This window comes from Enterococcus sp. DIV0682 (genome assembly GCF_051712685.1).
GTDB classification, from domain to species: Bacteria; Bacillota; Bacilli; order Lactobacillales; family Enterococcaceae; genus Enterococcus; species Enterococcus faecalis.
On the sequence record NZ_JBIOPK010000001.1, the window covers coordinates 2,803,327 to 2,827,143 of the forward strand.

21 protein-coding genes are annotated in these 23,817 nt (G+C 40.1%); 2 read left to right on the plus strand and 19 right to left on the minus strand.

All coding sequences use genetic code 11. The features are described from left to right. Positions 1-4: 4 nt before the first annotated feature. From mnmE to IGK96_RS13640, 14 genes are all read right to left on the minus strand, one after another. Positions 5-1,402: a tRNA uridine-5-carboxymethylaminomethyl(34) synthesis GTPase MnmE gene (gene mnmE, locus IGK96_RS13575; RefSeq protein ID WP_002355989.1), complete on the minus strand. Its 1,398-nt coding sequence runs from the start codon at positions 1,400-1,402 to the stop codon at positions 5-7. Between the two features lie 232 nt (positions 1,403-1,634). After that, positions 1,635-6,599: an Ig-like domain-containing protein gene (locus IGK96_RS13580; RefSeq protein ID WP_104846655.1), complete on the minus strand. Its 4,965-nt coding sequence runs from the start codon at positions 6,597-6,599 to the stop codon at positions 1,635-1,637. A gap of 742 nt (positions 6,600-7,341) precedes the next feature. Further along, complete coding sequence (gene citG / locus IGK96_RS13585; RefSeq protein WP_010828451.1) at positions 7,342-8,211, minus strand: triphosphoribosyl-dephospho-CoA synthase CitG; 870 nt, start codon at positions 8,209-8,211, stop codon at positions 7,342-7,344. After that, positions 8,208-9,392: an NAD(P)-dependent malic enzyme gene (locus IGK96_RS13590; protein ID WP_085443234.1), complete on the minus strand. Its 1,185-nt coding sequence runs from the start codon at positions 9,390-9,392 to the stop codon at positions 8,208-8,210. The genes citG and IGK96_RS13590 overlap by 4 nt, the downstream gene beginning before the upstream one ends. A gap of 117 nt (positions 9,393-9,509) precedes the next feature. After that, a complete protein-coding gene (locus IGK96_RS13595) occupies positions 9,510-10,907 on the minus strand; it encodes an oxaloacetate decarboxylase subunit alpha (protein WP_085443233.1) in 1,398 nt (465 codons plus the stop codon). After that, entirely contained in the window at positions 10,900-11,436 is a 537-nt protein-coding gene (gene citX, locus IGK96_RS13600) for a citrate lyase holo-[acyl-carrier protein] synthase (RefSeq protein ID WP_016616669.1), read from the minus strand. Before citX ends, IGK96_RS13595 begins: the two co-directional genes overlap by 8 nt. After that, the gene (citF, locus tag IGK96_RS13605; protein ID WP_438756282.1) at positions 11,429-12,961 is read right to left on the minus strand and encodes a citrate lyase subunit alpha; all 1,533 of its coding nucleotides are present in this window, start codon (positions 12,959-12,961) and stop codon (positions 11,429-11,431) included. Before citF ends, citX begins: the two co-directional genes overlap by 8 nt. 2 nt (positions 12,962-12,963) lie before the next feature. Next, positions 12,964-13,851: a citrate (pro-3S)-lyase subunit beta gene (gene citE / locus IGK96_RS13610; protein ID WP_002355998.1), complete on the minus strand. Its 888-nt coding sequence runs from the start codon at positions 13,849-13,851 to the stop codon at positions 12,964-12,966. Further along, positions 13,839-14,147 (minus strand): citrate lyase acyl carrier protein, encoded by a 309-nt coding sequence (citD, locus tag IGK96_RS13615; RefSeq protein WP_002355999.1) that lies wholly within the window; start codon positions 14,145-14,147, stop codon positions 13,839-13,841. Before citD ends, citE begins: the two co-directional genes overlap by 13 nt. 5 nt (positions 14,148-14,152) lie before the next feature. Then, the gene (citC, locus tag IGK96_RS13620; RefSeq protein ID WP_016615890.1) at positions 14,153-15,145 is read right to left on the minus strand and encodes a [citrate (pro-3S)-lyase] ligase; all 993 of its coding nucleotides are present in this window, start codon (positions 15,143-15,145) and stop codon (positions 14,153-14,155) included. A gap of 32 nt (positions 15,146-15,177) precedes the next feature. Further along, positions 15,178-15,312 carry an OadG-related small transporter subunit gene (locus IGK96_RS13625; RefSeq protein WP_002356001.1) on the minus strand — a complete coding sequence of 45 codons (135 nt, stop codon included), beginning with the start codon at positions 15,310-15,312 and terminating at the stop codon, positions 15,178-15,180. Between the two features lie 21 nt (positions 15,313-15,333). After that, on the minus strand, positions 15,334-16,449 hold the full coding sequence (locus tag IGK96_RS13630; RefSeq protein WP_002383526.1) for a sodium ion-translocating decarboxylase subunit beta: 1,116 nt from the start codon (positions 16,447-16,449) through the stop codon (positions 15,334-15,336). A 29-nt stretch (positions 16,450-16,478) separates the two neighbouring features. Further along, entirely contained in the window at positions 16,479-16,880 is a 402-nt protein-coding gene (locus tag IGK96_RS13635) for an acetyl-CoA carboxylase biotin carboxyl carrier protein subunit (protein WP_002363547.1), read from the minus strand. Beyond that, a complete protein-coding gene (locus IGK96_RS13640; RefSeq protein WP_438756285.1) occupies positions 16,864-17,226 on the minus strand; it encodes a hypothetical protein in 363 nt (120 codons plus the stop codon). The genes IGK96_RS13635 and IGK96_RS13640 overlap by 17 nt, the downstream gene beginning before the upstream one ends. Before the next feature lie 528 nt (positions 17,227-17,754). Here IGK96_RS13640 and IGK96_RS13645 point away from each other — a divergent pair. Next, positions 17,755-19,032, plus strand: coding sequence for a CitMHS family transporter (locus tag IGK96_RS13645; RefSeq protein ID WP_438756310.1), 1,278 nt, complete (start codon positions 17,755-17,757; stop codon positions 19,030-19,032). A gap of 133 nt (positions 19,033-19,165) precedes the next feature. Beyond that, positions 19,166-19,861: a GntR family transcriptional regulator gene (locus IGK96_RS13650; RefSeq protein ID WP_002356006.1), complete on the plus strand. Its 696-nt coding sequence runs from the start codon at positions 19,166-19,168 to the stop codon at positions 19,859-19,861. A 43-nt stretch (positions 19,862-19,904) separates the two neighbouring features. Here the strand turns inward: IGK96_RS13650 and IGK96_RS13655 are convergent, their stop codons facing one another. From IGK96_RS13655 to rpmH, 5 genes are all read right to left on the minus strand, one after another. Then, on the minus strand, positions 19,905-20,627 hold the full coding sequence (locus IGK96_RS13655) for a response regulator transcription factor (RefSeq protein WP_002363545.1): 723 nt from the start codon (positions 20,625-20,627) through the stop codon (positions 19,905-19,907). Positions 20,628-20,982: 355 nt separating this feature from the next. Next, positions 20,983-21,759 carry an RNA-binding cell elongation regulator Jag/EloR gene (gene jag, locus IGK96_RS13660; RefSeq protein WP_002356009.1) on the minus strand — a complete coding sequence of 259 codons (777 nt, stop codon included), beginning with the start codon at positions 21,757-21,759 and terminating at the stop codon, positions 20,983-20,985. A 14-nt stretch (positions 21,760-21,773) separates the two neighbouring features. Then, positions 21,774-22,601, minus strand: coding sequence for a YidC/Oxa1 family membrane protein insertase (locus IGK96_RS13665; protein ID WP_002356010.1), 828 nt, complete (start codon positions 22,599-22,601; stop codon positions 21,774-21,776). Next, a complete protein-coding gene (gene rnpA, locus IGK96_RS13670; protein WP_002356011.1) occupies positions 22,601-22,957 on the minus strand; it encodes a ribonuclease P protein component in 357 nt (118 codons plus the stop codon). Before rnpA ends, IGK96_RS13665 begins: the two co-directional genes overlap by 1 nt. Positions 22,958-23,160: 203 nt before the next feature. Next, the gene (gene rpmH, locus IGK96_RS13675; protein WP_002356012.1) at positions 23,161-23,295 is read right to left on the minus strand and encodes a 50S ribosomal protein L34; all 135 of its coding nucleotides are present in this window, start codon (positions 23,293-23,295) and stop codon (positions 23,161-23,163) included. Positions 23,296-23,817 lie beyond the last annotated feature (522 nt).

The following is a 23,817-nucleotide window of genomic DNA, read 5'->3' on the forward strand; positions in this document are numbered from 1 at the left end:
TGTCTTATTTTCCTAAACAAAATTGACTAAATAACTGTGTAATTAATTCATCTTGGACACTATCGCCGACGATTTCCCCTAAATAATCCCAACAACGGGTCATATCAATTTGAACTAAATCGACTGGCATACCTGCTTCGATGCCGTTAATCACTTCTTGTAACGAAAGCGCTGCTTGATCCAGCAAAGCAATATGACGTGTATTAGAAATATAGGTAGCATCTTTTTCGCCTGTTTGGCCGCCAAAGAAAAGATCAGCAATTTTCGCTTCTAACTGGTCTAAGCCTGTGTTTGACAACACCGAAACGGATAAAATTTCTTCTGCAGGGACTAATTCTTGTAATTCGTTAGGATCTAGTTTTGTCGGTAAGTCCATTTTATTTAAAAGAATAACGCGTTTTAAGCCTTTCGTTGCTTCCAACAGTTGACGATCTTCCTCCGTCAATTCTTCGCTTTGATTTAAGACTAACAAAATTAAATCCGAATCTGCTAACGCTTTGCGGCTACGTTCGACACCAATTCGTTCCACAATGTCTTCTGTTTCGCGAATCCCCGCTGTATCAATTAATTTTAAAGGAACGCCGCGAACGTTAACGTATTCTTCAATGACATCACGTGTCGTTCCAGCAATATCTGTAACGATAGCTTTTTCTTCTCGTAACAGATGGTTTAACAAACTGGATTTCCCGACATTTGGTCGGCCAATAATTGCTGTACTTAGACCTTCTCGCAAAATTTTCCCTTGTTTAGCGGTCGTTAATAATTGTTGAATCTGCGCTTTCACAAATTCGGCTTTTTCTAAAAGTAATTTCGTGGTTAATTCTTCGACATCATCATACTCTGGATAATCGATATTAACTTCTACTTGTGCTAAAGTATTTAAAATTTCTTGTCTTAATGAACGAATTAACGCCGACAAGTTACCATCCAATTGATTCAATGCAACATTCATCGCTTTATCTGTTTTAGCACGGATTAAGTCCATCACTGCTTCTGCTTGTGAAAGATCCATTCGGCCATTTAGAAAAGCACGTTTTGTAAATTCCCCAGGTTCTGCCATTCGTGCGCCTTCACGTAACAGTAATTGCAATAATTGGTTCACCACGACAATGCCGCCATGACAGTTAATTTCTACCACATCTTCTCGAGTAAATGTTTTCGGTGCCCGCATCACAGAAAGCATGACTTCATCAATCAATTGATCGTTTTGCGGATCAACAATATGACCATAATGAATCGTGTGCGTGGGGACTTTAGCTAAATCTTTAGTGCCTGACCGATAAACTTTGTTTGCAATAGCAACTGCTTGCTCGCCACTTAAACGAACAATACTAATCGCACCTTCACCTGGCGGCGTAGAAATCGCCGCAATTGTATCAAATTCCATTGTAGCTGATTGCATAATTAGCTTCCTTTCTTCATAACAACAAAAAAAGCGCCCACTCCTCCTGCATTAAAAAATTCAGGTTGGATTTAGCACTTTCACTGCTTGTTCCTTCGATTTTCTGAAAATAGAATAGCACATTTTATTCTATTTGGCAATTTTTCTTCATTAAAGGGAACGAGAAAACGTATCATTGAGTGGGGAATTCTCAACAATACGTTTTCTCATCTATAGGAATTAAAGGAGAGAGCTAGTTTTTACGTTTGCGTTTGATGATTCCCATGCTCGCAAGGAGTGCGACAAAGGCGCCAAACAAACTTGTTGTCACGGCTGAAGACTCTTTTTCACCTGTGCTAGGTAAGAAGCCTGTTTTCCCGTGATTTCCAGTGCCATAACTGATGGTACTTAGTTTCGGATTGTAGCCACTACCATTTGTACCGATGCCATTGCCTAGTGAACCTAAGCCAGAACCTGTTGTGCCTAAACCAGAACCTCCATTTGGATTTGAACCTGTGTTTGAACCATTCCCATTATTCCCGCCAGTTGCGCCATTGTTTCCTGTGTTGCCGCCTGTATTGCCGTTATTTCCGCCAGTGTTACCATTGCCTCCTCCAGGATTTGTTGGGTCGGCTGGCGTCATGAAGGTTGTAGCCGTACTGTAATGTCCTGCGCCATCGGTAGCTGTCGCAAGTAAACTTTGTTGAGCAGTCGCTTGTCCCGCTGTTAATTGGATAGCGAAGTTGCCTTCAGCATCGGTGGCACCTACAGCAATCACACTTCTTAATAGTCGGTTACTAATTTGAATGATTCGGTTTGGTTCAGCTGTTCCTTTGATGAGGTAGCCGGCTTTAGACGTTCCTAAAACTGAAGAAACAGTTGGTGCCGCAATTTTAATTTCTGGTTCTCCCGTAATATCGGCTGGCGTCATAAATGTGGTTTTAGGACTCACATTTCCTTGTGTATCTGTGGTTAGTGCGGTTAACGTTTCTTTTTCTGTTGCTAACCCTGCTGCAATATGAACGGAGAAGGTGCCTCCAGTAGTTGTATTGCCACTTGCCAATAATTGTTCACTGCTATTGTAAAATTGAACCGTGACATTTGGATCAGCAGTTCCAGTGACTGTATAGCCATTGGCTTTGTTTCCTTCAACCTTCGTAATAGTTGGCGCCGCTAAAACAACATCCGCTGGAATAACGGCTGTAGCTGGTTGACTTTCATTACCTGCGCCATCTTTGCTAATAATCGTAATCGTTTCTCCTGGTGTCACTACGCCAGCTGGTAGAGTCACCGTATATTGGCCGGTTTCGTTAGCAGTTGTAGCAGCAATGATGGTTCCGTCTGCGTCACGGACATCAATAGTGGTTTTTGGCTCCGCCGTTCCAGTGATTTCGTAACCTTTACTAGAATTTCCGGTAATAGAATCAATGGTTGGTGTGGCTAAGTCGGCTGGTGTAGTTGCTGTAGCCGGCTGACTTTCTTTCCCTGTTGCATTTTTCGCTACGACAGTTATTGTTTCGTTAGCTGAGGCCTTCCCTGGCTCTAAAGTCACTGTGTATTTGCCATCAGTTCCAGTAGTTTCCATGCCAAGGACTGTGCCATCGGCGTCACGCACCTCGACTGTTGTACCAACTTCTGCTGCTCCTACTACTTGATAGCCTTTTGTCGTGCTACCAGTGATTTTGTCAACAGTAGGTGTCGCGACTGGTGCATCTGGATCAGCAGGTGTTTTGAAAGCAGTCGGATTACTTTCTTTCCCAGCAGCATCTTTTGCAATGGCAGTTAAGGCTTCGTTGGCTATTGCTGTGCCCGTCGGAAGAGTGATTGTAAAGGCGCCAGCACCATCAGTCGTTCCCGTAGCAATAACTAAACCTGCTTCATTGTGAATCTCAATGGTGACATTTGGCTCTGCCGTGCCAGTTACTTGATACCCAGTAGCAGTTGTTCCTGTGACATTCGTCACAGTCGGTGCTGCCACGGTTGCATCTTCAGGGACCGTCACTTCCGTTGGTTGACTTTCATTGCCGTCACCGTCTTTTCCAACAACTGTTAATGTATCACCAGGATTAGCGGCTCCCGCTGGAAGGTCCACAGTAAAGTTTCCTTGATCATCCGTTGTCGTTGTACCAATAATTGTTCCATCTGGGTTACGTACTTCAATGGTGGTATTAGGGTCCGCCGTCCCAGTGATTTCATAACCAGTTGTTGAATCTCCAGTAATGTCACCAATTGTTGGTGTGGTAACATCAGCGGGTGTCATAGCTGTAGTTGGTTGACTCTCAAGTCCAGTATCATTTTTAGCAACTACATTCACTGTTTGTTTCGCTGTTGCTTTTCCTGAAGCTAACGTCACAGTATATTGGCCAGTCGGTCCAGTTGTTGCGGTGCCTAAAACTGTTCCGTCTGTTGCACGAACTTCAATGGTGGTGCCAAGTTCAGCGGTACCTGTCACTTGATATCCTTGTGTTGTATTCCCGGTTACTTTGTCGACACTTGGCGGTGCCACTACTTCATCTGCTGGTGTTTGGAAGGTTGTCGGTGTACTTGTATTGCCAGCAGGATCTTTGGCTAACGCTGTCAATGTTTCATTCGCATTTGCCGTCCCAGCTGGAAGGTTCACAGCAAAGGAACCAGTCCCATCGGCAGTCCCTGTTGCAATCACGTTCCCATCTGCATCACGAATTTCGATGGTAGCATTCGGATCAGCGGTGCCTGTCACCTGATAACCAGCAACTGAATTACCTGTTACTCCTGTTACAGTTGGTGCTGTAACCGTGGCATCAGAAGGAACAAGGACTTCAGTCGGTTGACTTTCATTTCCCGCGTTATCCTTTCCAATCACTGTTAACGTATCCCCAGGATTGGTCGTTCCCGTTGGTAGTGTGACAGTAAAATCACCATTCGCATCAGAGGTACCTGTACCAATGACTGCCCCAGCTGGATCACGAACTTCGATTGTTGTGTTAGGGTCTGCTGTTCCTGTAATTTCATAACCCGAACCAGAGTTACCTGTGATGTTATCAACTGTTGGTGCAGTGACATCAGCTGGTGTTGTCGCCGTTGCTGGTTGACTTTCCGTGCCACTAGCGTTTTTCGCTACAACGCTCAGCGTTTGATTTGCTGTTGCTGTTCCTGGAGCTAAAGTCACTGTATATTTTCCATCAGTTCCAGTTGTTGCAGTACCAAGGACCGTGCCAGCTGCATCGCGAACCTCAATGGTGGTGCCAACTTCAGCAGTCCCTTTGACCTCATAGCCTTTTGTTGTACTACCTGTTACAGTCTCAACAATTGGCGTCGCCACGGGCGTATTAGGATCCGCTGGCGTTTGGAACGTTGTTGGCGTACTTTCTGTACCGCTGGCGTTTTTCGCTACGGCGGTTAACGTTTCATTGGCGCCTGCTTCACCTGCGGGAACGGTAACTGTAAATGCCCCTGTCCCATCAGCGGTACCTGTACCTATTACGGTGCCTCCTACATTTCGGATCTCAACCGTGGCATTGGCATCAGCAGTTCCTTTAACCTCGTAACCTGCCGTTGAATTACCTGTCACTCCTGTGATTGTTGGTGCGGTTACGGTTGTCTCATCCGCTGGTGTTTGGAACGTTGTTGGCGTACTTTCTGTACCGCTGGCGTTTTTCGCTACGGCGGTTAACGTTTCATTGGCACCTGCTTCACCTGCGGGAATGGTAACTGTAAACGCTCCTGTCCCATCAGCGGTACCTGTGCCTATTACGGTGCCTCCTGCATTTCGGATTTCAACCGTGGCATTGGCATCGGCAGTTCCTTTAACTTCGTAACCTGCCGTTGAATTACCTGTCACTCCTGTGATTGTTGGTGCGGTTACGGTTGCTTCATCCGCTGGTGTTTGGAACGTTGTTGGCGTACTTTCTGTACCGCTGGCGTTTTTCGCTACGGCGGTTAACGTTTCATTGGCGCCTGCTTCACCTGCGGGAATGGTAACTGTAAATGCCCCTGTCCCATCAGCAGTACCTGTACCTATCACGGCACCTCCTGCATTTCGGATTTCAACCGTGGCATTGGCGTCGGCAGTTCCTTTAACTTCGTAACCTGCTGTTGAATTGCCTGTTACTCCTGTTACGGTAGGTGCGGTTACTTCACTAGTAGTACCTGCAGCAAAATAAATGTTGGATACACCGTCTGCTGTTGCTAATAAATTAACGTCTAAAAGATCTGTTTGAACGACTGTTCCTACAAAACGAGCATCTAAATTATTGGATAAATTTTGAGGTGTTGAAACGGTAGTTGGTAAAGTAACCGTGGTTGCGCCTAGTAAAGAAGCATCCACTAACTCATTTACGCCTGAACCACCAACCGCTAATAAAGGCAAAGCACCTGAAACAGCCACGTTCACCGTGCCTTTGACAGGAAGCAAGGCTGCATTTATAGCTGCGGCGACAAGATTACTTGGGATACTGGTTCCTTTTGCCTCCAAAGCTTGAACTGCCGCATTCAAATCTTGTAAGATGTTTGAAACATTTTGGGCTAAAACTAACCCTAAACCATCACTAATTGGTGCGCTAATGTATGAGCCATCAGCTGCTAACGTTTCTGGAGCTGTAAATGAAGCAGCACCTAAGTTTTCAATGTTATTCACTAATTCCAACTGACGATTCACTTCCGTCAAATCAATATCAACACCAGTTAAATTCCCTAAAGCCCCACTGGTAATTTGAGTAATGACATTGGTTAAATCATTGGCTGCATTCAAAACGGCAGTCAAAAAAGTAACTTTTGAAAGATCAATCGTAACGTTGGTATTGATTGCTGCGCTGCCTGCTGCAGCTACATTTCCTCTTAACTCAGGAGGAACCACTAACACCGCTTGTTTTTGTCCACTAAACACAGCGGAAGCATCTGCTAAAGCGCCACCAGAAACCGTGAAATTAACTGGTTGATTTTGGTTTGCGGCTGTCCAACGATTACTCGTTGAAGTGCCACTGTCATTATTTGACGTAACATTTGATAATAGTTCGATATCCAAGACCGCTGCTGATGCACTGATTGTGCCAGAGGTAACAGCTATACTTACAGGGATTGCTAATGACGTAAATAATAAACCACTTGATATTGCTAAATTAAGCATCTTGCGTTTTGTCCATTTTTTATACTGACTTTTCCGATTAAAATCCTCAACAATTTTCTTTTTCATCTGATCGTCCCTCTTTTCTTTAAAATAAACGATAAATACCAAGATCATTAGCTTCCCCTAGTTGTTCATCTCCCCCTTTAGCGATTTAAATGGATTTAACACCTGCAGTTTAGTACATTTCCTCAGCTTTTCAAAATATAATGCTGTGAATTTTTATATAAAAATTCATTTGATAACAAGCATCCTGGATATGTTAAAAAACTCACTAATTCATTAGTGAGTTATTATACAATGAGAGGAAAATGAGGAAGTTTATACGTTTCTCCCCAATCATTAAAGATAAATAAATTATTTTATTATAACTTATCGTTTGATAAATCGATAATTAAATAACGGAAAATTTTTTTATTTTTTTGAGAAATTCCACTATTATTTTTTCTGCTTCTTTGACTGTTTTTATCAATTTTATAGACATAAGTCATAAAAACTTTACATCAAAAAAATGACTCTAATCTATAACAATTTTTTCTGTTTTTAAGATTTTTTTTATGAAATTTTTTATATTAAAAAAATTTCATAAAAAAAAGACGACAGCCGTTTTTGAACGAATGCCGCCTTTTAGATAAACAAAAACCTGATTCTAAAAGAATCAGGTTTAGGAAAAGCAAATCAAGATTCGCTTCAACTGTTTATCATCGTATTTGTATACTCTGATAAGAATGATTTCGTAATAAAATATACTGTGTTTCGTGGTATTTGTCAATCGCTTTCTTGAATTCTCTTGAGACCTTTCCATAAGCATATAAGGTCAAAATAACTGACCAAATCAGCGTTGTAACTATCTTTTTAATTAAGGCGTCAGCCAATTTAATTTCATTAGTTTATCTAAAAACACCACCAAAATTAAAGCATCTGCACTGCCACCAATACTCCAATTTTTTTCTTTGAATAAGTGATTCAATCTTTCTAAGCAAAGGGTTCCCCGTAACGTTTGTATCCCCCCTAAAGCAAAATATTCCTGGATTAACGGTTGATATATTTCAAAAATTTGGACATTTTGACTTCGTTTAATCAAATTCGTATCCTCAACATAGAGCGATAAATAAAGGAGCGTATCAATGAGTTTTTGTTGTTGTGTGCCTTGATGTTTTTGATAATAAGGCACTCCCTGTTCAAAGACAGCGGGATAGCCTTGTTGCGCCTCACCACGGATTCCAGTCAAGCCATGCTGAACAAATAGTCGTTCACCCCAAGTTAGTTTTTCTAGCTCATTCGTAGCGAGGTTTTCAAAGTCAGCCAATAAGTCTTGCGTCATTGTTTGAAGCGTTTGTTGAAACAATTGTAAGGTGCAAGGGGTCTCCCAAATCATTAAACGACCACAGATAGCTAAAAAAATACCTAGAGAAAAAATTGCTCCTTTATGTGTATTGATCCCTTCTGTTGCCTCAAACATCGCTCGTTCTGCTTCTAAACCAACTTGTCGAATCGCGCGAAATGTTGCCTCAATCGGCAAATGACGTAGCTCTGTCCCAGCTTGAACGAAGGTTTCAAAATAAGGAGTCAAAACCACACTACTTTCTAAAAAAGTGAAAACATCCATATCTTGATGGGCGCCTGCATCGACTGGATCCACCAAGCCTGGTTTATTTAAACAGGTCACTTCATAGAGTAGTGCCAATTGTGCTTGCTGCGCTAATTTACTCCTTGCTTGCTTTGTCATTGCCTTTTACGTCCCTTCTTCTGTGCCGTGGTCTTTTCTTGTTTTATATAGTCTAGTACAGCATTAAAAACCGTGTCAACTACGCCGCCATCAAATACATTAGGTATGAATTTTTCTGCTGTGGGTTCTGAAATCATAGCGGCCAAGCTTCGTGCTACTGTCATTTGCAAACCGACATCGACTTTTCTGCCTTTCGCTGCCAATAACCCTTTAAAAAGACCTGGAAAAGCTAAAATGTTGTTCACTTGATTCGGATATTTGGAAGAACCAGTTGCTAATAAACGGACGCCATTGGCTTGGGCGAGGGCTGGTTCAATTTCTGGTTTAGGATTTGCTAAAGCAAAGATAATTGGGTCTTGGTTCATTGATTTAATCAGGGCTGGCGTTAGCACATCCGCTTCTGATAAGCCTAAAAAAACATCCTGATTGACGACAGCGGTGGCTAAATCTTTGTTTTCTACTGATGGTTTTATTACCTGTCGAAGCAAAGCACGTTGGTAAGGATTCAATGTCGGGTCTTCTTCTCTTAAAACACCTTGGCGATCTACTAAGGTGAGATGCGTAATCCCCGCTTGAATACATAACTTAGCGGTCGCTACACCAGAAGCACCAACTCCGTTAATCACCACACGTAATTCATTTAAAGGTTTTCCTTTAATTTTAGCTGCGTTAATTAGCCCAGCTAAAACGACAATGGCAGTGCCTTCTTGGTCATCATGATACACAGGAATGTTCAAACGTTGTTGAAGTTTTTCTTCAATTTCAAAACATTTTGGTGCAGAAATATCTTCTAAGTGGATTCCTGCAAAACTATTTTGTAAATTTTCAATTGTTTGAACCATCTCGTCCACTGATTTTTGTTCCAGTGCTAAAGGAATAGCATCGACCCCCGCCAAATTTTTATAAAGTAAAGCTTTGCCTTCAACAATTGGCAAGCCCGCTTGCGTGCCCATATTGCCGAGACCCAGAACAGCTGATCCATCTGTAATAACCGCAATTAACTTACCACTAATGGTCCACTCGCGCGCTAATTCATGATTTTGGGCAATCATTAAACTCAATTCTGCGACACCAGGTGTATACATTTTGGCTAAATCATGATGGTTTAACACCGCTTCTGTTGCTTCAAGACTTAGTACACCAATATTTTTTTGATGAATTGCTAGAACTTCTTCTAACACATTGTCACTTCCTTTCACGGGCTGCCTTTTTTCTATTTGATGAAGCAAGGGTTTGAACAACCGTTATCGTCGCTCAAACCCTTGCTTCTTTATACATTTGCGGAGCACTTGCCCGTTCTATTCTGGCAAGTCAAGTTTGACTGTCACTTTCTGTAACGGTACATCGTAAAAAGGATCTTCACGACGTCCTAAAAAGTCTTTTCCTTGTTGCGGGAACATCGCATATAATAGGACATCCTCTTCAGATTTTGCGTATTGTTGGATTTCCTTTTCTAAACTATGCAACTCTGGTTTCAATAAATCCGCTGGTCGACAAGTGATTACCTCTTCATCCCCAATGATTTTTTGCTTAATCTCTTCTGCGATAGGTGCTGGTGAGTTGCCGTATTCTCCGCGCACATAATCTTTGATTTCATTCGGTATTAAGGAATATCTTTCCCCAGAAATCACATTCATTAAGGCTTGTGTTCCAACCATTTGTGAAAGCGGCGTAACTAGTGGTGGATACCCTAAATCCGCTCTTACTTTAGGTACTTCAGCTAAAACTTCTTCATATTTGTCTTGTAAACCTTGCTCCGTTAATTGACTTAATAAGTTTGATAACATACCACCAGGCACTTGATAAATCAAGGTTTTCGGTTCCGTATCTTTAACTTTAGGGTTTAAAATGCCTTCACTTCTAAAGCGATCACGAATCGGATTGAAATAGTCAGCAATCTCTGTTACTTTTTCCATATTTAAACCTGTTTCAAAGCCTAAATCTTCTAACGCAATGGCTACAGATTCTGTGGCTGGTTGACTCGTACCGCCAGCGAAAGAAGAAATAGCTGTATCGATGATATCCGCACCTGCTTCAGCAACTTTTAAATAGGTCATCTCAGAAATACCACTAGTCGCATGCGTATGCACCTCTAAAGGTAAATCAATGGCATCTTTCATTTTGCTCACTAATTCAAAACCCGTTTGTGGCGTCAAAACGCCTGCCATATCCTTAATACAAATGGAATCCGCTCCTGTTTGACTCAATTCTTTGGCTAATTTTACAAAGTAATCGATGGTATGAATTTCACTCGTGGTATAAGAGATCGCTGCTTGACAGTGTCCGCCAGCTTCTTTTGTTGTTTGAATTGCTGTTTGTAAATTACGGACATCATTCAAGGCATCGAAAATACGAATAATATCAATCCCATTTTCAACTGATTTTTCGACAAAGGCCCGCACCACATCATCAGCGTAATGACGATATCCTAGTAAATTTTGTCCTCGTAATAACATTTGAAGTTTGGTATTTTTAACTTCTTTGCGAATTTGGCGAAGACGTTCCCAAGGATCCTCGTTTAAATAGCGGACACAGGAATCAAACGTTGCCCCGCCCCACATTTCTAATGCATGAAATCCTGCCTCGTCCATTGTTTTAATAATCGGCAGCATATCTGAGGTTGGCATCCGTGTTGCAATTAAACTTTGTTGCCCATCCCGTAGCACCGTTTCTGTAAAACGAATTTTTTTACTCACTTGGCTGCTCCTTTCGTGTCAAAATTATTTCTGTTATTTTTTCTTGCATTGCTTCAAGACTGTGACGTCGATTTCGTCCACAGACTTTCGCCTCTTCTTGGCACATAAAACAGCGCCGTGGTGGCAAGCCTAAATCTCCTCGATGAAGGCTTTTTAGTTCCTCATTTCCCCATAAAACATCTAGGTCCACTAAACGACCATAAGGATGTGTTTCTTCAATTTTGACCATTCTTTGTTTTAACTCTTGCGGGGCTAACGAAACCGCCAAATAATATTCAGGCCCTGTCTTTTCATTCCGGTAAAAATTAACAATCGGTACTTGATCCAGCAATTGTTGCTCGACTTCGTCAATTACTTCTAAAAAAACATCCGTTAAGGTGGGCGAATTTTTTACTTCTCCAGGAATATTCATTGTGGCAGATAAGAGACTAGCTTCTGGTGCTGTTTCTAACAACTCCTTCTGTGTAGCAGCTCTTTGTTCGCGAGCATCCAACATCTCTAAAAGTGTTACTTTTTCCCCATTAAACATTGCGTACCACATCAATTAGACTACCATCTCGGTATTCAATTAACGCAACGACTTTGTCTCCATATTTAATTGGTTCCGGGGTGCCAACAATGTTGTAGGCTTTGTCTTTCAACTCTTCTAACGTAAACTGAGGAACATCTAAAGTTTTAAAACAATCAATTAAGTCTGTTCTTTTTGGATTGATTGCAATGCCGACTTCTGTTACTACGACATCGTCACTCGTACCTGGTGTAACGACTGTATTTACTTGCTCAACAATTGTTGGAATCCGTCCACGAACAAGTGGTGCAATCACTAGACTCATTTTACAAGCCATACTTGTATCGGAATGTCCGCCAGAAGCACCACGGATAACACCATCTGAACCAGTAATGACATTTACATTAAAATCTGTGTCCACTTCTAAAGCAGATAAAATAGCTGTGTCTAATTGATTAATAACCGCCCCTTTGCTAAGCGGTGAAGCATACATATTGGCATCAATTTCATAATGATTGGCATTTTCTCCTAAAGAAATAGCTGATGGATGATCAAAATCTTGGACGTCAATAATTTTTTCTACTAAGCCTTCTTCCAAAAGTTCCACCATTGCATTCGTAATTCCGCCTAAAGCGAAACTTGCTTTAATGCCATCTTTAAGCATTTGTTCTCTCATGAACCGCGTAACTGCTAGTGAAGAGCCACCTGTTCCTGTTTGGAATGAGAAGCCTTCTTTGTAGTAAGGAGAATGTGTAATTATTTTTGCAGCATATTCAGCAATCAATAATTCTTTAGGATTCTTTGTAAAACGTGTTGCGCCTTTGGCAATTCCATCTGGATCACCAATTGCATCAATTTCTACCACATAATCAACATCTGTTTGTGGAATACTGATAGGGGTATTAGGATATGGTACTAATGTGTCAGTAATGATGACCACTTGATCCGCATATTTTGCATCGACCATCGCATATCCAAGAGAACCACAGGTAGCTTTTCCTTTGGTTCCATTCGCATTTCCATAAGCGTCTGAACTTGGTGCACCTAAGAAAGCTACATCAATATGGATATCGCCTGCTGCTACTGCCCGTGCCCGGCCACCATGTGAACGAATCACCACAGGATTTTCCATGATACCTGCTGAAATAGCGGCGCCTACTTTATCTCTCAAACCTGAAGAAGTAATGTTGGTGACTACTCCATTTTTAATGTGTTCGATCAGAGGTTCATGAACATTTGCAATTGAACTAGGTGCAATCGAAATGTTTTTCAGCCCCATGGCGGCAATCTCGGCTAAAACTAAATTCATCACATAGTCTCCTTCACGGAAATGGTGATGGAAAGAGATGGTCATGCCATCTTTCAACCCTGTTTTTTCAATTGCTTCACGAATACTTCCTAAAAGTTTTGTCTCCCGAGGTTTCACTGGTTTAATTGCTCGGCTCGCTTCTTGATAAGCATCAATGTGTGCTAATTCTCCTTCATAAATGCCGTATTGCTCTGCATAAGATTGAGGAATGTCTTTGCCTACTTTATTTACTACCATGTCTATATTTCCTCCTCGGTAATTAATTTAGCCGCCAATGCTAACGCAATGACCCGTTCAGCTCGTTCAACAATTGGTTTATCAACCATTTTTCCATTTACGGAGATAACACCGGAACCTTTAGCTTCGGCTTCCCGAATGCCCCAGATTACTTCCTTAGCATTCTGGATTTCTTTTTCTGTCGGCGCATAAATAGTATTAACCAATGGGATTTGACGAGGGTTAATCACCGATTTCCCATCGAAACCTAGCTGTTTAATCAAACGAACTTCGGCTTCAAAGCCTTCCGTATTGTCTACATCTGAATAGACCGTATCAATAGCTGCAATCCCAGCTGCTCGAGCGGCATGTAAAATCATGCTACGAGCAAAGAATAGTTCTTGGCCATCTGGATGGCGGCGTGTTTTCATATTGGTAACATAGTCTTCGGCGCCTAACGCGATGCCAATCAAGCGAGTTGAACTTTTGGCAATCGCGGGCGCATTTAGAACACCTTCGGCCGATTCGATAGCAGCCATCATTTTCGTTGTTCCTACGGGAATGTCATTTTGCTGTTCTACTTCTGTAATGACTGCCTCGACATCAATGATATCTTGGGCTGTTTCTGTTTTTGGTAAACGAATCACATCGACACCAGCTAAGACCATTGCTTCAATATCTTCTGCGCCACCGGCATCTAAAGCATTGATCCGAACAACAATTTCAATATTGCCATAATCGAAAGTTTTCAAAGCAGAATGGACTAAAACACGGGCAGAGTCTTTTTCTTTTAATGAAACTGCATCTTCTAAATCAAACATGATTGAATCTGCCCCATACAATGGTGCATCTCTTAGCATTGCTGCGTTCGCTCCAGGGACAAACATCATTGTTCTTCTTAAACGTTCCATGAGTCCAACTCCTTCCAATCATACGTTTCTTTTTCAGCGCCTCGATGTAAAACTGTAATCATCCGAGCTTTGATCGTACAATCTAATGCCCCTTTATCAATCGCCTTGACCGCAACGCCTTGGACATCTAAATGTTCCAAAGTTGTCGTAATCACCTGACGAATTTGATTGCCAAATTGTTTTTCGACACTACTTTCTAATTCAATGGTATTTTCTGTTGATTCAATGGGTTGGACGGTAATCATAATATCACTTGATTCTACTGTCCCTGCAGTAGCATTTTTGATAATCTTCACTTTCTTCACCTCATTAGTTTCTTGTGTTCTACTAAGTATTGATAACTTGTTGCTGGTAAAAACTTCTTGAGTGTCTCTTTGTCGCCTTCAGCCATCGCTTTGCGAACTTTCGTCGCACTAATCAGCTCTCCATCACTCGCTAATCGCGGGACAATGGTTAGCGTTATCGTTTGTCCGAAAACTTGTTGCATTGCTTGATTGTAGACATCGGTCACTTCTGAATAAGGCTCTTCTCCCACATAACGTTGCTGAATTTCAAGTATTGGCGCAATTCTTTCTTTAAATAACGTTGCATCAAGCGTTGCTTGAATTGCAGCTACCTCTAATGGCGCTTTTTCTTTCAAAAAATAGGTAGGAAAAGTCGCAGACGAAACTAAGTAATCTTCTGTAGATAGGACTGTCACATTGGGTAAATGGGCGACCCCTTTTTGCACCATTGCGAAACGTGCTTCTTTTGAAAACAGCGATTTATCTTCAGATAAAACAAACACATAAACGTGTGGACTTTCTTTGGCTGCTTTTTCGACTAAGTACTGATGGCCTTTCGTAAAAGGATTTGCATTCATGACAATGCTACTGGCTGGCCCTGCTTTTTTATGCTGTGTCAGGTAACCAAGATAATCGGCAAAATCTGGTTTGCCTTGCTCCATAAATAGCACCTCTTGATTCGCAACCACTTTTTGAAAGCCTAGCGACTGAAAAATTTGTTCATTTTTTGGTTTTGTATACAAAAAACTGTGTAATTGGTTTTCTTCTCTCAGTTTTTCAAGTAGATGAACCACCAATTGGGTTAACAAGTTTTCAGATTGATATTTTTTACAAACGGCCACGCACTTAATCGTTTTGCCTGAAAGCGAGCCAGAGGCGATTAATGCTGTGTCATCATATATGCCAACGGTGTAATCAAGTGCTTCTGTCGTTTGCAATGCGGCTTTTTCCATTAATTCGCGCCAAGCTTGATAAGCTTTTTTATCTTTTTGCAACCAGATTCTTTTCATTGTATATACGCTACTCACAGCAATAACCTCCTTTATTTTTTAATTGGAAATAATTTTGTTAGTAATTTAGATGCTAGATAAATGATAAATAAAACAACGAAAACGCCGCCCCAACCAAAACCTAACAGTTCAAAAGCAATTTTTAAATCTTCCATGTTAACAGACATGTATTCGTTCTCCTTTCCGTCCTATGTTAAAAAGGCTAATAGTAAGCCGCCAGCAATTACAGAAGCGATTTGTCCTGAAACGTTGGCACCAGCAGCATGCATTAAAATAAAGTTTTGTGGGTCTTCATCCGTAGCCATTTTTTGAATAACCCGACTAGACATTGGGAAAGCGGAAATACCCGCAGCACCAATCATGGGATTGATTTTTTCTTTTCTAAATAAATTCAAGAATTTAGCAAAAAGCACGCCGCCGACTGAATCCATAATAAAGGCGACTAACCCTAAGCCAATAACCATCAATGTATCGACTTTTAAGAACTCTGCATAGTTCATGCTAACGGAAATAGATAGTCCTAGCAAGATACTAATAATATTTACCAATTCATTTTGAGCTGTAATGGATAAGCGGTCCAAAACGCCACATTCTCTTAATAAGTTCCCAAACATTAAGAAACCAACTAATGGTAATGACACCGGCGCAATTAACCCTGCGACAATCGTAATAACAACCGGGAAAAGAATTTTCGCTGTTTGAGAAACTTCACCGGCCCGATAAGTCATACGGATCCGACGTTCGGCTTTCGTCGTCACTGCTTTAATCGCTACTGGTTGAATAATCGGAACTAACGCCATGTAGGAGTAAGCGGCAACCATTATGGCCCCCATGTATTTTGAATGTAAGGTATTTGCTACGAAAATAGACGTTGGACCATCAGCGGCACCAATAATCCCAATCGAAGCAGCATCGTTTAAATCAAAACCTAATAAAACAGCCATAATAACTGTAAAGAAAATCCCAAACTGTGCAGCGGCACCAAACATCAACATAAACGGATTTTGTAACAATGGCCCGAAATCAATCATTGCCCCAATCCCAATAAATAATAATAACGGGAATAATTCTGTTTTTATTCCAAAATCAAAAAGAACATTAAACGGACCTGGCTCGCCGCCAGCGCTCAATACGCCGGAATTGGGAAAGTTCACTAAAATCGTTCCTAAACCCATCGGCACTAAAAGTGTTGGTTCATACTCTTTTTTTATTCCTAAATACATTAATAGTCCACCAATCAGCATCATCACAATGCGTCCTGGTTCTTGGCCCATTCCTATAACACCTTGAATCAGTGTCTCCACACAAATCACTTCCTCTTCTTAAATTAATTCTAGTTAATTGTTATTAATGGTTCCCCTGGATTCACAATTTGGCCTTGGGTAACATGAATTCCTGTTACCGTACCTGCTTTTCCTGCAACGATTTCATTTTCCATCTTCATTGCTTCTAAAATTAACAATGGTTGGTTCTCAGACACCGTATCACCAACATTGACTAATACTTTTAACACAGTTCCTGGCATTGGCGCAGGCATTGCATCTGCTCCTGCTGGGGCGGCTGGCTGTGCTGCTGGCGCTGGGGCTTCTTCAACAGCAGGGGCTGGTGTTTCTGTCGTAGCAACTGGCGCTGTTGGTTGTGGCGCAACAGGTGCTGGTTGTGGGACGCCACCGATTTCTTCCATCTCGACTAAATATTCTTTCCCATCAATTGAAATTTTAAATTTGCGTAACATAATGATCCTCCTCAAGGTTTTGTTTTGAAATTCTTTTGACAACTAGCTGAGACTCTTCTGAAAGCTCTGCAGCTATACTGGCTGCAATAATGGCAACTTCTTTTGCTTCTGGATTTCGTTTTGCGATTTTTTTGATAACAAAACGACTTTCTGGAAACTCTCCTGCTGCGATGGCAGTGGCCACAATACTTACCAATTGATATTCTTTTGGCTCAGCAGGAATATATGCTGGTATATCTATCCATCGCTTTTCCAAGTTATCCGCTTCACGTCGGATAACGCTTTCATTAATCTCGGTTTCCTGCGTGTGTTGCTCTTTCTTGAATAAGGACTTAAATAGGCCCATATTGTCTCTCCTTTCACTAATTCTTGGTATACGTTCATTATAGAAAAAACCGTTAAAAAACCTAGTGAAAACACTAGCTCAGATTGTTCTTTTATTGTTTATTTTGTGAAAAAAACTCTGTAAACATTGGTATATAAGCATTTATCAGCCGTTAAGATTCTATTAATATTATATTAAGTTATTAATAAGAATTTGATTGTTGAATTGTTTTTTTGATGTTCTTTTTGTTTTAGGCTATTTATTCTCTGCGAAAGTTTGTATATTCTCACACTATAGACAAACACAAAAAATATTTTTTGTTGTAAACCAGAATACTGTGAAACATTTCTCATGGCTATTCTTTTTTATTAACACCGGTTGTTAACGCTTACAAAAAAGTTCTAAAAAAGAAAGGAAGAAAAACATGTTACTCACTATTTTAGCTTATGGTATGATTATCATCTTTATGTATGTAATCATGAAAAAGAAATTGTCACCGTTTACATCTTTAGTAATTATTCCTCTTATTTTTTTTTTACTTTGATTGCAATTGCAACTGGAGTAGCGAGTCCGCCACCTGGTGCTGACGGTGTTGTCCCTGAAGTCAACATTGGGAATTTCGTCTTAGATGGGATTTCAACTACTTCAAAAACTGGTATTATGTTATTATTTGCCATTCTTTACTTCTCTATTATGTTGGATGCTGGTTTGTTTGACCCAATCACTAAAAAAATGATTTACTTTGCTAAAGGCGATCCAATGAAAGTCTTGATGGCTACTGCGGTAGTTGCTGCTGCTGTTTCCTTAAACGGAGATGGAACAACTACGACCTTGATTTGCTGTTCTGCGTTTATTCCCATCTACAAAAAACTTAATATGAAATTGATGAATTTAGGTGTGCTTGTTATCTTACAAAACACCATTATGAACTTATTACCTTGGGGCGGTCCAACAGCTCGTGCCATGGCCGTACTAGAAGTTGATGCCGACATTCTTTCTTATTTAGCACCTGGTATGATTTTATCTGTATTGTATGTTATCTTCTTTGTTGCTTATCGCATGGGGAAAAAAGAACGTGCTCGCTTAGGCGTGACAACGCTTACTGATAAAGAATTGGAAGAAATGACTATTGTTAACGATCCTGAGTTATTAGAAATTCGTCGTCCAAAGAATTTTGCGTTCAATGGTATTTTAACGATTGTCTTAATCGGTTGGTTAGTCCTAAGTTCATTCGTTGGTCAATTAGGTTTGCCTTCGTGGATTGAAATGCCACCGTTATTATTATTCCTAGTTGGTACTTGTATCGCTTTAATGATTAACTATCCAAAATTAAAAGATCAAAGCAGCCGTATCAGTGCAAATGCTGGTGATGCTGTGCAAGTAGTTATCTTAGTTTTTGCTGCTGGCGTCTTCATGGGCTTATTCCAAGGTTCTGGTATGGCCAATGCCTTAGCAAATAGCTTTGTTAATATTATTCCAAAACAATTAGCCGGCGCTTGGGGCTTAGTGATTGCGTTCATTTCAGCACCAGGAACATTCTTTATTTCAAACGACGGTTTCTATTTCGGTGTCTTACCAGTCCTAGCAGAAGCTGGACGTTCTTATGGATTTGACAATATGTCTATGGCTTTAGCTTCCTTAATGGGGCAAGCGTTCCACTTATTAAGTCCATTAGTGGCATTTATTTACTTGCTATTACGTTTAACTGGTTTAGATATGGGCCAATGGCAAAAAGAATCAGCAAAATATGCCTTAGGAATTTTCGTTATTTTCGTTGTTACAATTGTTGCTTTAGGTCACATGCCTTTATTTATTCCACAAAATTAAACGTCGTCGCTGAAACCGTAGGAGTGCCTTTTCTCCTCGGTTTTCTTTTCATTTTGTCTTTTCTTGCGTTATATTTTCATTTTTAATATTATATTTATTATCTATAAAAATAACCTATAGGGAGGTGCCTCATATGAATCCAACGGTTGAAGCAGTAAAACGGAACTTAGATTTAACCAGCAGTAAACCTCTAAAAATTTGTACCTACGAAGCCTTTAAAAAAACCATTATTTTAGGGGATATTCCTGCAGGTGAACGGATTAACGAAAAAGAATTTTCCGAGCAATTAAACATTAGTCGGACGCCCATTCGCTTTGCTTTACAAGAATTGGTCAAAGAACAATTGGTGGAACATATACCTATGGTGGGTATCGTGGTTAAAGGGATTAGTATGAAAGATGCTTATGAAATTTATGATATTCGTAAATCTTTGGACACTTTAGCAACCATTAAAGCCATGGAACTCATGACACCAGAAGATTTTGATGAATTGGAAGCCTTACTTCTCGAAGGAGAACAATACAATAAAAATAACCAAGTAGATGACTTACTACAGAACTTTTCAGATTTTAATTCCTTTATTTATACTAAGAGTCAGATGCTACGTTTAAAAAAAATTGTGACTGATCTCCATGCTTACTTAATCTATTTCAGAGATATTGCGATTCGTGCCTCAGAACGTCGTAGTATTGCCCTAGAAGAACATTGGTTAATTTTCCGCGGAATGAAAACAAAGAATATTGACCAGATCACACTTTTAACCCATGAACATCTAAATCGTTCGCTTCAATTTATTTTGAAAGAAATGGAACGTCGGCAAATTGAATAAGCAAAAAAGACCTGCAGTCGCTCGTGCAACTGCGGGCCTTTTTTCATTTTTTTTGTACGCAACCATCTGGCGTAAAGGTATAACCAATGCCCCAAACGGTCCGAAGGTAACAAGGTTCTTTCGGGTTTTCTTCTAATTTACTTCGTAAACGATTAATAAAAACCATAATCGTATTCGCATCGACATCCCCAGTACCCCAAACACTGCTGTAAATTTGTTCTTTAGAGAATACTTGCTCGGGATTCTCCAGAAAAAATTGAATTAATTGAACTTCTTTCGAAGACAATGAAATAGGTAAATCCTTTTTAAATAGTTGATAACGACCATAATCAAAACGGAAATCGCCTACCTGTAGCTCTTCTTTTTTATAAACATTCAATTGTTTTCGAATCATTCGAGCTCGATTCAACGAAGCAATCACCTGAGCCTTAAAAACATTCAAGGAAAAAGGTTTCGTTATATAACTATCCACGCCCATTTCCAAGGCTGCAATGATATCCTCTTCTTCTTTTTTGCTACTAAAAAAGATAATTGGCACTAGTGGATATTTCTCTCTAATCATTTGGACTAAGTAGTAACCATCGCTGTCATGTTCCAAGTTATCATCTAAAATGAACAAATCAAAGGTAACTCTGGACACAATATCTTTTGTTTTTTCAATTGATTCACTTTGGTAAATAAGAATACCTGTTGATTGTAATGCTTTCCAAATCAAGCGACGAACTGCTGCATCATCATCTACAACCAGTATTTTCTCCGTACGCATACCTGTTGCTCCCCCTACGTCTCTTTACAAAACTTTTTCATTTGAATTTACTACTGGAGTAATTACTGATTATCATAACATAAAAAAAGAAACGGAGACGGCTAAAAAATCATTTAACTGGGAAAGAGCCTGGAACAGAACCAACACTACGCGTTGCTCCGATCTCAACAACTTCTAAGAGCTAAAGCTCTAAGAGTTGAAGGTCCTTCGGAAATAAGCCGAAATTGTTGAGAATCACGAAGAACGTAGTGATTCGATGATGAACAATACCTACTTGGTCTCCAAAAATTAAAAAGCAATTTTCGGAAATTCCTTCTTATTTCTCGGAGCTAAACGGTTCCGTCCCGACCTCTGTTTAAAAATACTTCTTAACTGGTTCAACCACTAAATACCGATAAGGTTCATCCCCTTCAGAATGGGTTTTGATTTGCTCATCTTTACTTAGCGTGTGATGAATTTGTTTTCTTTCAAAAGCCGGCATTGGTTCCAAGAAGACTGGCCGCCCAGTGCGTTTGGCTTTTTCCGCGGTGCGTTTCGCTAAACGTTCCAAAATTTCATGACGTTTTTCACGATAATTTCCGACATTCACAACAATCGATAGCTTATTGCTTGCAATGCGGTGAATAAAGACTTGCGCTAAATACTGTAACGCATTTAACACTTTTCCGTGTTTTCCAATTAAGATACCTTGTTTTTCTGTTTCTAAATGGAAGATAATATTGCCATTCTCGCGCGCTATGCGAACCATGGCAGGGGCGTTCAGTTCATTTGAAATATTCGTTAAATACATCGCTAATTCAGTAATAGCAGCTTCGTCTTCCAGATTTTCTAAAGAATGTGTTGATTCCTCTGAGAGACTAGGAATTGCTTCGGTTAATTCCTCAACTGCTTCTTCCACTGCTTTTGCTTCATCGGCAACAACAATATCTTCCACTGTTTCTTCGACCGCTTCTGTGACTTGCTCACTAATCGTTGGTTCCATTGAAATTTGGGCAAGTTTTTTTCCTAGACCTAAAAATCCTTTTTTTCCTTCGTCTAACACATCAATTGTAACATCCTCTTTGGTTAAACCAAGTGCTTGTAAGCCTTTCTGCGTTGCTTCTTCGATTGTATTTCCTTCATAAATCGGCATCTGAACGACCTCCTTTATTTTTTCTTCCCTTTTTTCTTAGGACTTTTTGCTCGTTCAAGCGCTCGCTCCCGTGCTTTGGCTTGACGTGCTGCTTCCTCCCGCTCTTTACGGATTTTGAATGGATTGTTTAATAACAATGTTTGCCCTGTTTGGAAGGCATTTGAGACCACCCAGTAAAGAGATAAACTGCTGGCTAATGAAATCCCCATAAAGAAGATCATCGCTGGCATAACGTAATTCATAATTTTCAGTGAGGCATTTGTTTCTAGTTGGCTCATACTTGAAAGATACGTACTAGCAAACGTAAAGACAGCTGCTAAAATCGGTAAAATTAAATACGGATCCGGCTTATCGAGGCTTAACCACAAGAACGTTCCTTCTTTTAACTCAGGCACGCGTGAAATGGCTTGATACAAAGCCATCATGATTGGTAGTTGAACCAACAGTGGTAAACAGCCAATGTAAGGATTCACATTATTCTCTGCATACAAACGTTGCTGTTCTTCTCGGAATAAGCGTTGTGTTTCAGGATCTTTTGAAGAATATTTTTGTTGCAAGGCCTTTAATTGCGGTTGCAACTCTTGTGTTTTACGCATACTCTTCGTTTGGAAATGCATCAACGGCAATAAAATAATCCGGATGACTAACGTAAATAGGATAATCCCAATTCCGACACTGCCGCCTAATGATAGGAACTTAATCGCTTGGGCAAAATAATAAACAATGTATCGATCCCAAATTCCTGTACTACTTTCACTTACGGGCGCGGTTCCGCAGGCGGATAAAACAAAGACTAAGGTCACTAACCCAGCCATTAATAATAAGCGCTTATACTTCTTCACTACTCAATTCCCTCTCTTACATCTAATATTTTAGCTAAATTTAACACATGTGTTAAATTAGCTTTCACTTCTTCAGACGATAATTTTTCCAATCCTGGACGTGCAATCACGATAAAATCAATTTCTGGAGAGATACGGTCTTTTAATTGAAATAAACTCGCGCGGATTTTCCGCTTCACAGCATTCCTTGTGACCGCGTTTCCAATTTTCTTCCCAACAGAAATCCCCACTCGAAAATGGGCTTGTTGTGGTTTCTCTAAAACGTACACCACGAAACGACGATTTGCACAAGATTGTTTTTTATTAAACACCTGTTGAAATTCTTTTTCTTTCTTGACACGGTAGGACTTTTTCATCGGCATCCCTTTGTTTCTATATTTTTTTACTTCTTAATAATAATAGCATATTTCCGCTCTTTTTTAGTAGCCTTTTCTATAGAATCCTGCTTTCTTTTATTGAAAACAGAAAAAGAACCCTTAGTTATCTTCACATCTTCCAAAAAATTATGGAGATAACTAAGGGTTCTTAGAAATTGACTGTTTAAAAGACCAGACCATCATTAAGCAGAAATAACTTTTCTACCTTTACGACGACGGCTTGCTAATACGCGACGGCCATTTTTAGTGCTCATACGTTTACGGAATCCGTGAACTTTTTGGCGTTTACGTTTGTTTGGTTGATACGTTCTTTTCATGCAATTACACCTCCTGAAATTGTAACTATCCATCAATATATAGACATACTTTGATAGTATAACGAGTAATAGGGTCTTTTGTCAATAAAATTTAAGAAATATTTCCTGAGAAAGATTCGTTTCAATTATCCACAAATTAAATTTTCCTGTGAGTAGCTTGTGGATAGTTTTCCACATTTTTTTCTGTTCACAGCCATTTTTCCACTAGTTTTACACAAAAAAACAGCCTGTTAAAAAGTTTTACACAGGTGTTTTTTCAGCTGTTGATAAGTTCTTGAAACATGATTGTGTCAAGCTTAATTATTCTCAACTTTTTGTGGATAACTCATTCAACAACCACTTTCTTCCGCAAGTGTCGACACCCTGTGGAAAACTTTTTTCACCCTTGTGTACTTTTTTTCCACATTGAACAATTGCTTGTGGAAAAAGTTTTAAAAAAATGCTAAAATCGACTATGCTCATTCTTTTAAGTTATCCACATTTTTTAGATAACCAAAATTTAAACATATAGGAGGTCACTGT

Coding starts and splice junctions, on each gene's coding strand:
- citC (WP_016615890.1), bottom strand. CDS start 15,145: ATGAAAAGAATCTGGTTGCAAAAAGATAAAAAAGCTTATCAAGCTTGG.
- citF (WP_438756282.1), bottom strand. CDS start 12,961: ATGGTAGTAAATAAAGTAGGCAAAGACATTCCTCAATCTTATGCAGAG.
- mnmE (WP_002355989.1), bottom strand. CDS start 1,402: ATGCAATCAGCTACAATGGAATTTGATACAATTGCGGCGATTTCTACG.
- IGK96_RS13625 (WP_002356001.1), bottom strand. CDS start 15,312: ATGTCTGTTAACATGGAAGATTTAAAAATTGCTTTTGAACTGTTAGGT.
- citE (WP_002355998.1), bottom strand. CDS start 13,851: ATGGAACGTTTAAGAAGAACAATGATGTTTGTCCCTGGAGCGAACGCA.
- rnpA (WP_002356011.1), bottom strand. CDS start 22,957: ATGAAAAAGTCCTACCGTGTCAAGAAAGAAAAAGAATTTCAACAGGTG.
- IGK96_RS13655 (WP_002363545.1), bottom strand. CDS start 20,627: ATGCGTACGGAGAAAATACTGGTTGTAGATGATGATGCAGCAGTTCGT.
- jag (WP_002356009.1), bottom strand. CDS start 21,759: ATGCCGATTTATGAAGGAAATACAATCGAAGAAGCAACGCAGAAAGGC.
- IGK96_RS13640 (WP_438756285.1), bottom strand. CDS start 17,226: ATGGGCCTATTTAAGTCCTTATTCAAGAAAGAGCAACACACGCAGGAA.
- IGK96_RS13635 (WP_002363547.1), bottom strand. CDS start 16,880: ATGTTACGCAAATTTAAAATTTCAATTGATGGGAAAGAATATTTAGTC.
- IGK96_RS13650 (WP_002356006.1), top strand. CDS start 19,166: ATGAATCCAACGGTTGAAGCAGTAAAACGGAACTTAGATTTAACCAGC.
- citX (WP_016616669.1), bottom strand. CDS start 11,436: ATGTTTAATGGGGAAAAAGTAACACTTTTAGAGATGTTGGATGCTCGC.
- rpmH (WP_002356012.1), bottom strand. CDS start 23,295: ATGAAAAGAACGTATCAACCAAACAAACGTAAACGCCAAAAAGTTCAC.
- IGK96_RS13580 (WP_104846655.1), bottom strand. CDS start 6,599: ATGATCTTGGTATTTATCGTTTATTTTAAAGAAAAGAGGGACGATCAG.
- citG (WP_010828451.1), bottom strand. CDS start 8,211: ATGACAAAGCAAGCAAGGAGTAAATTAGCGCAGCAAGCACAATTGGCA.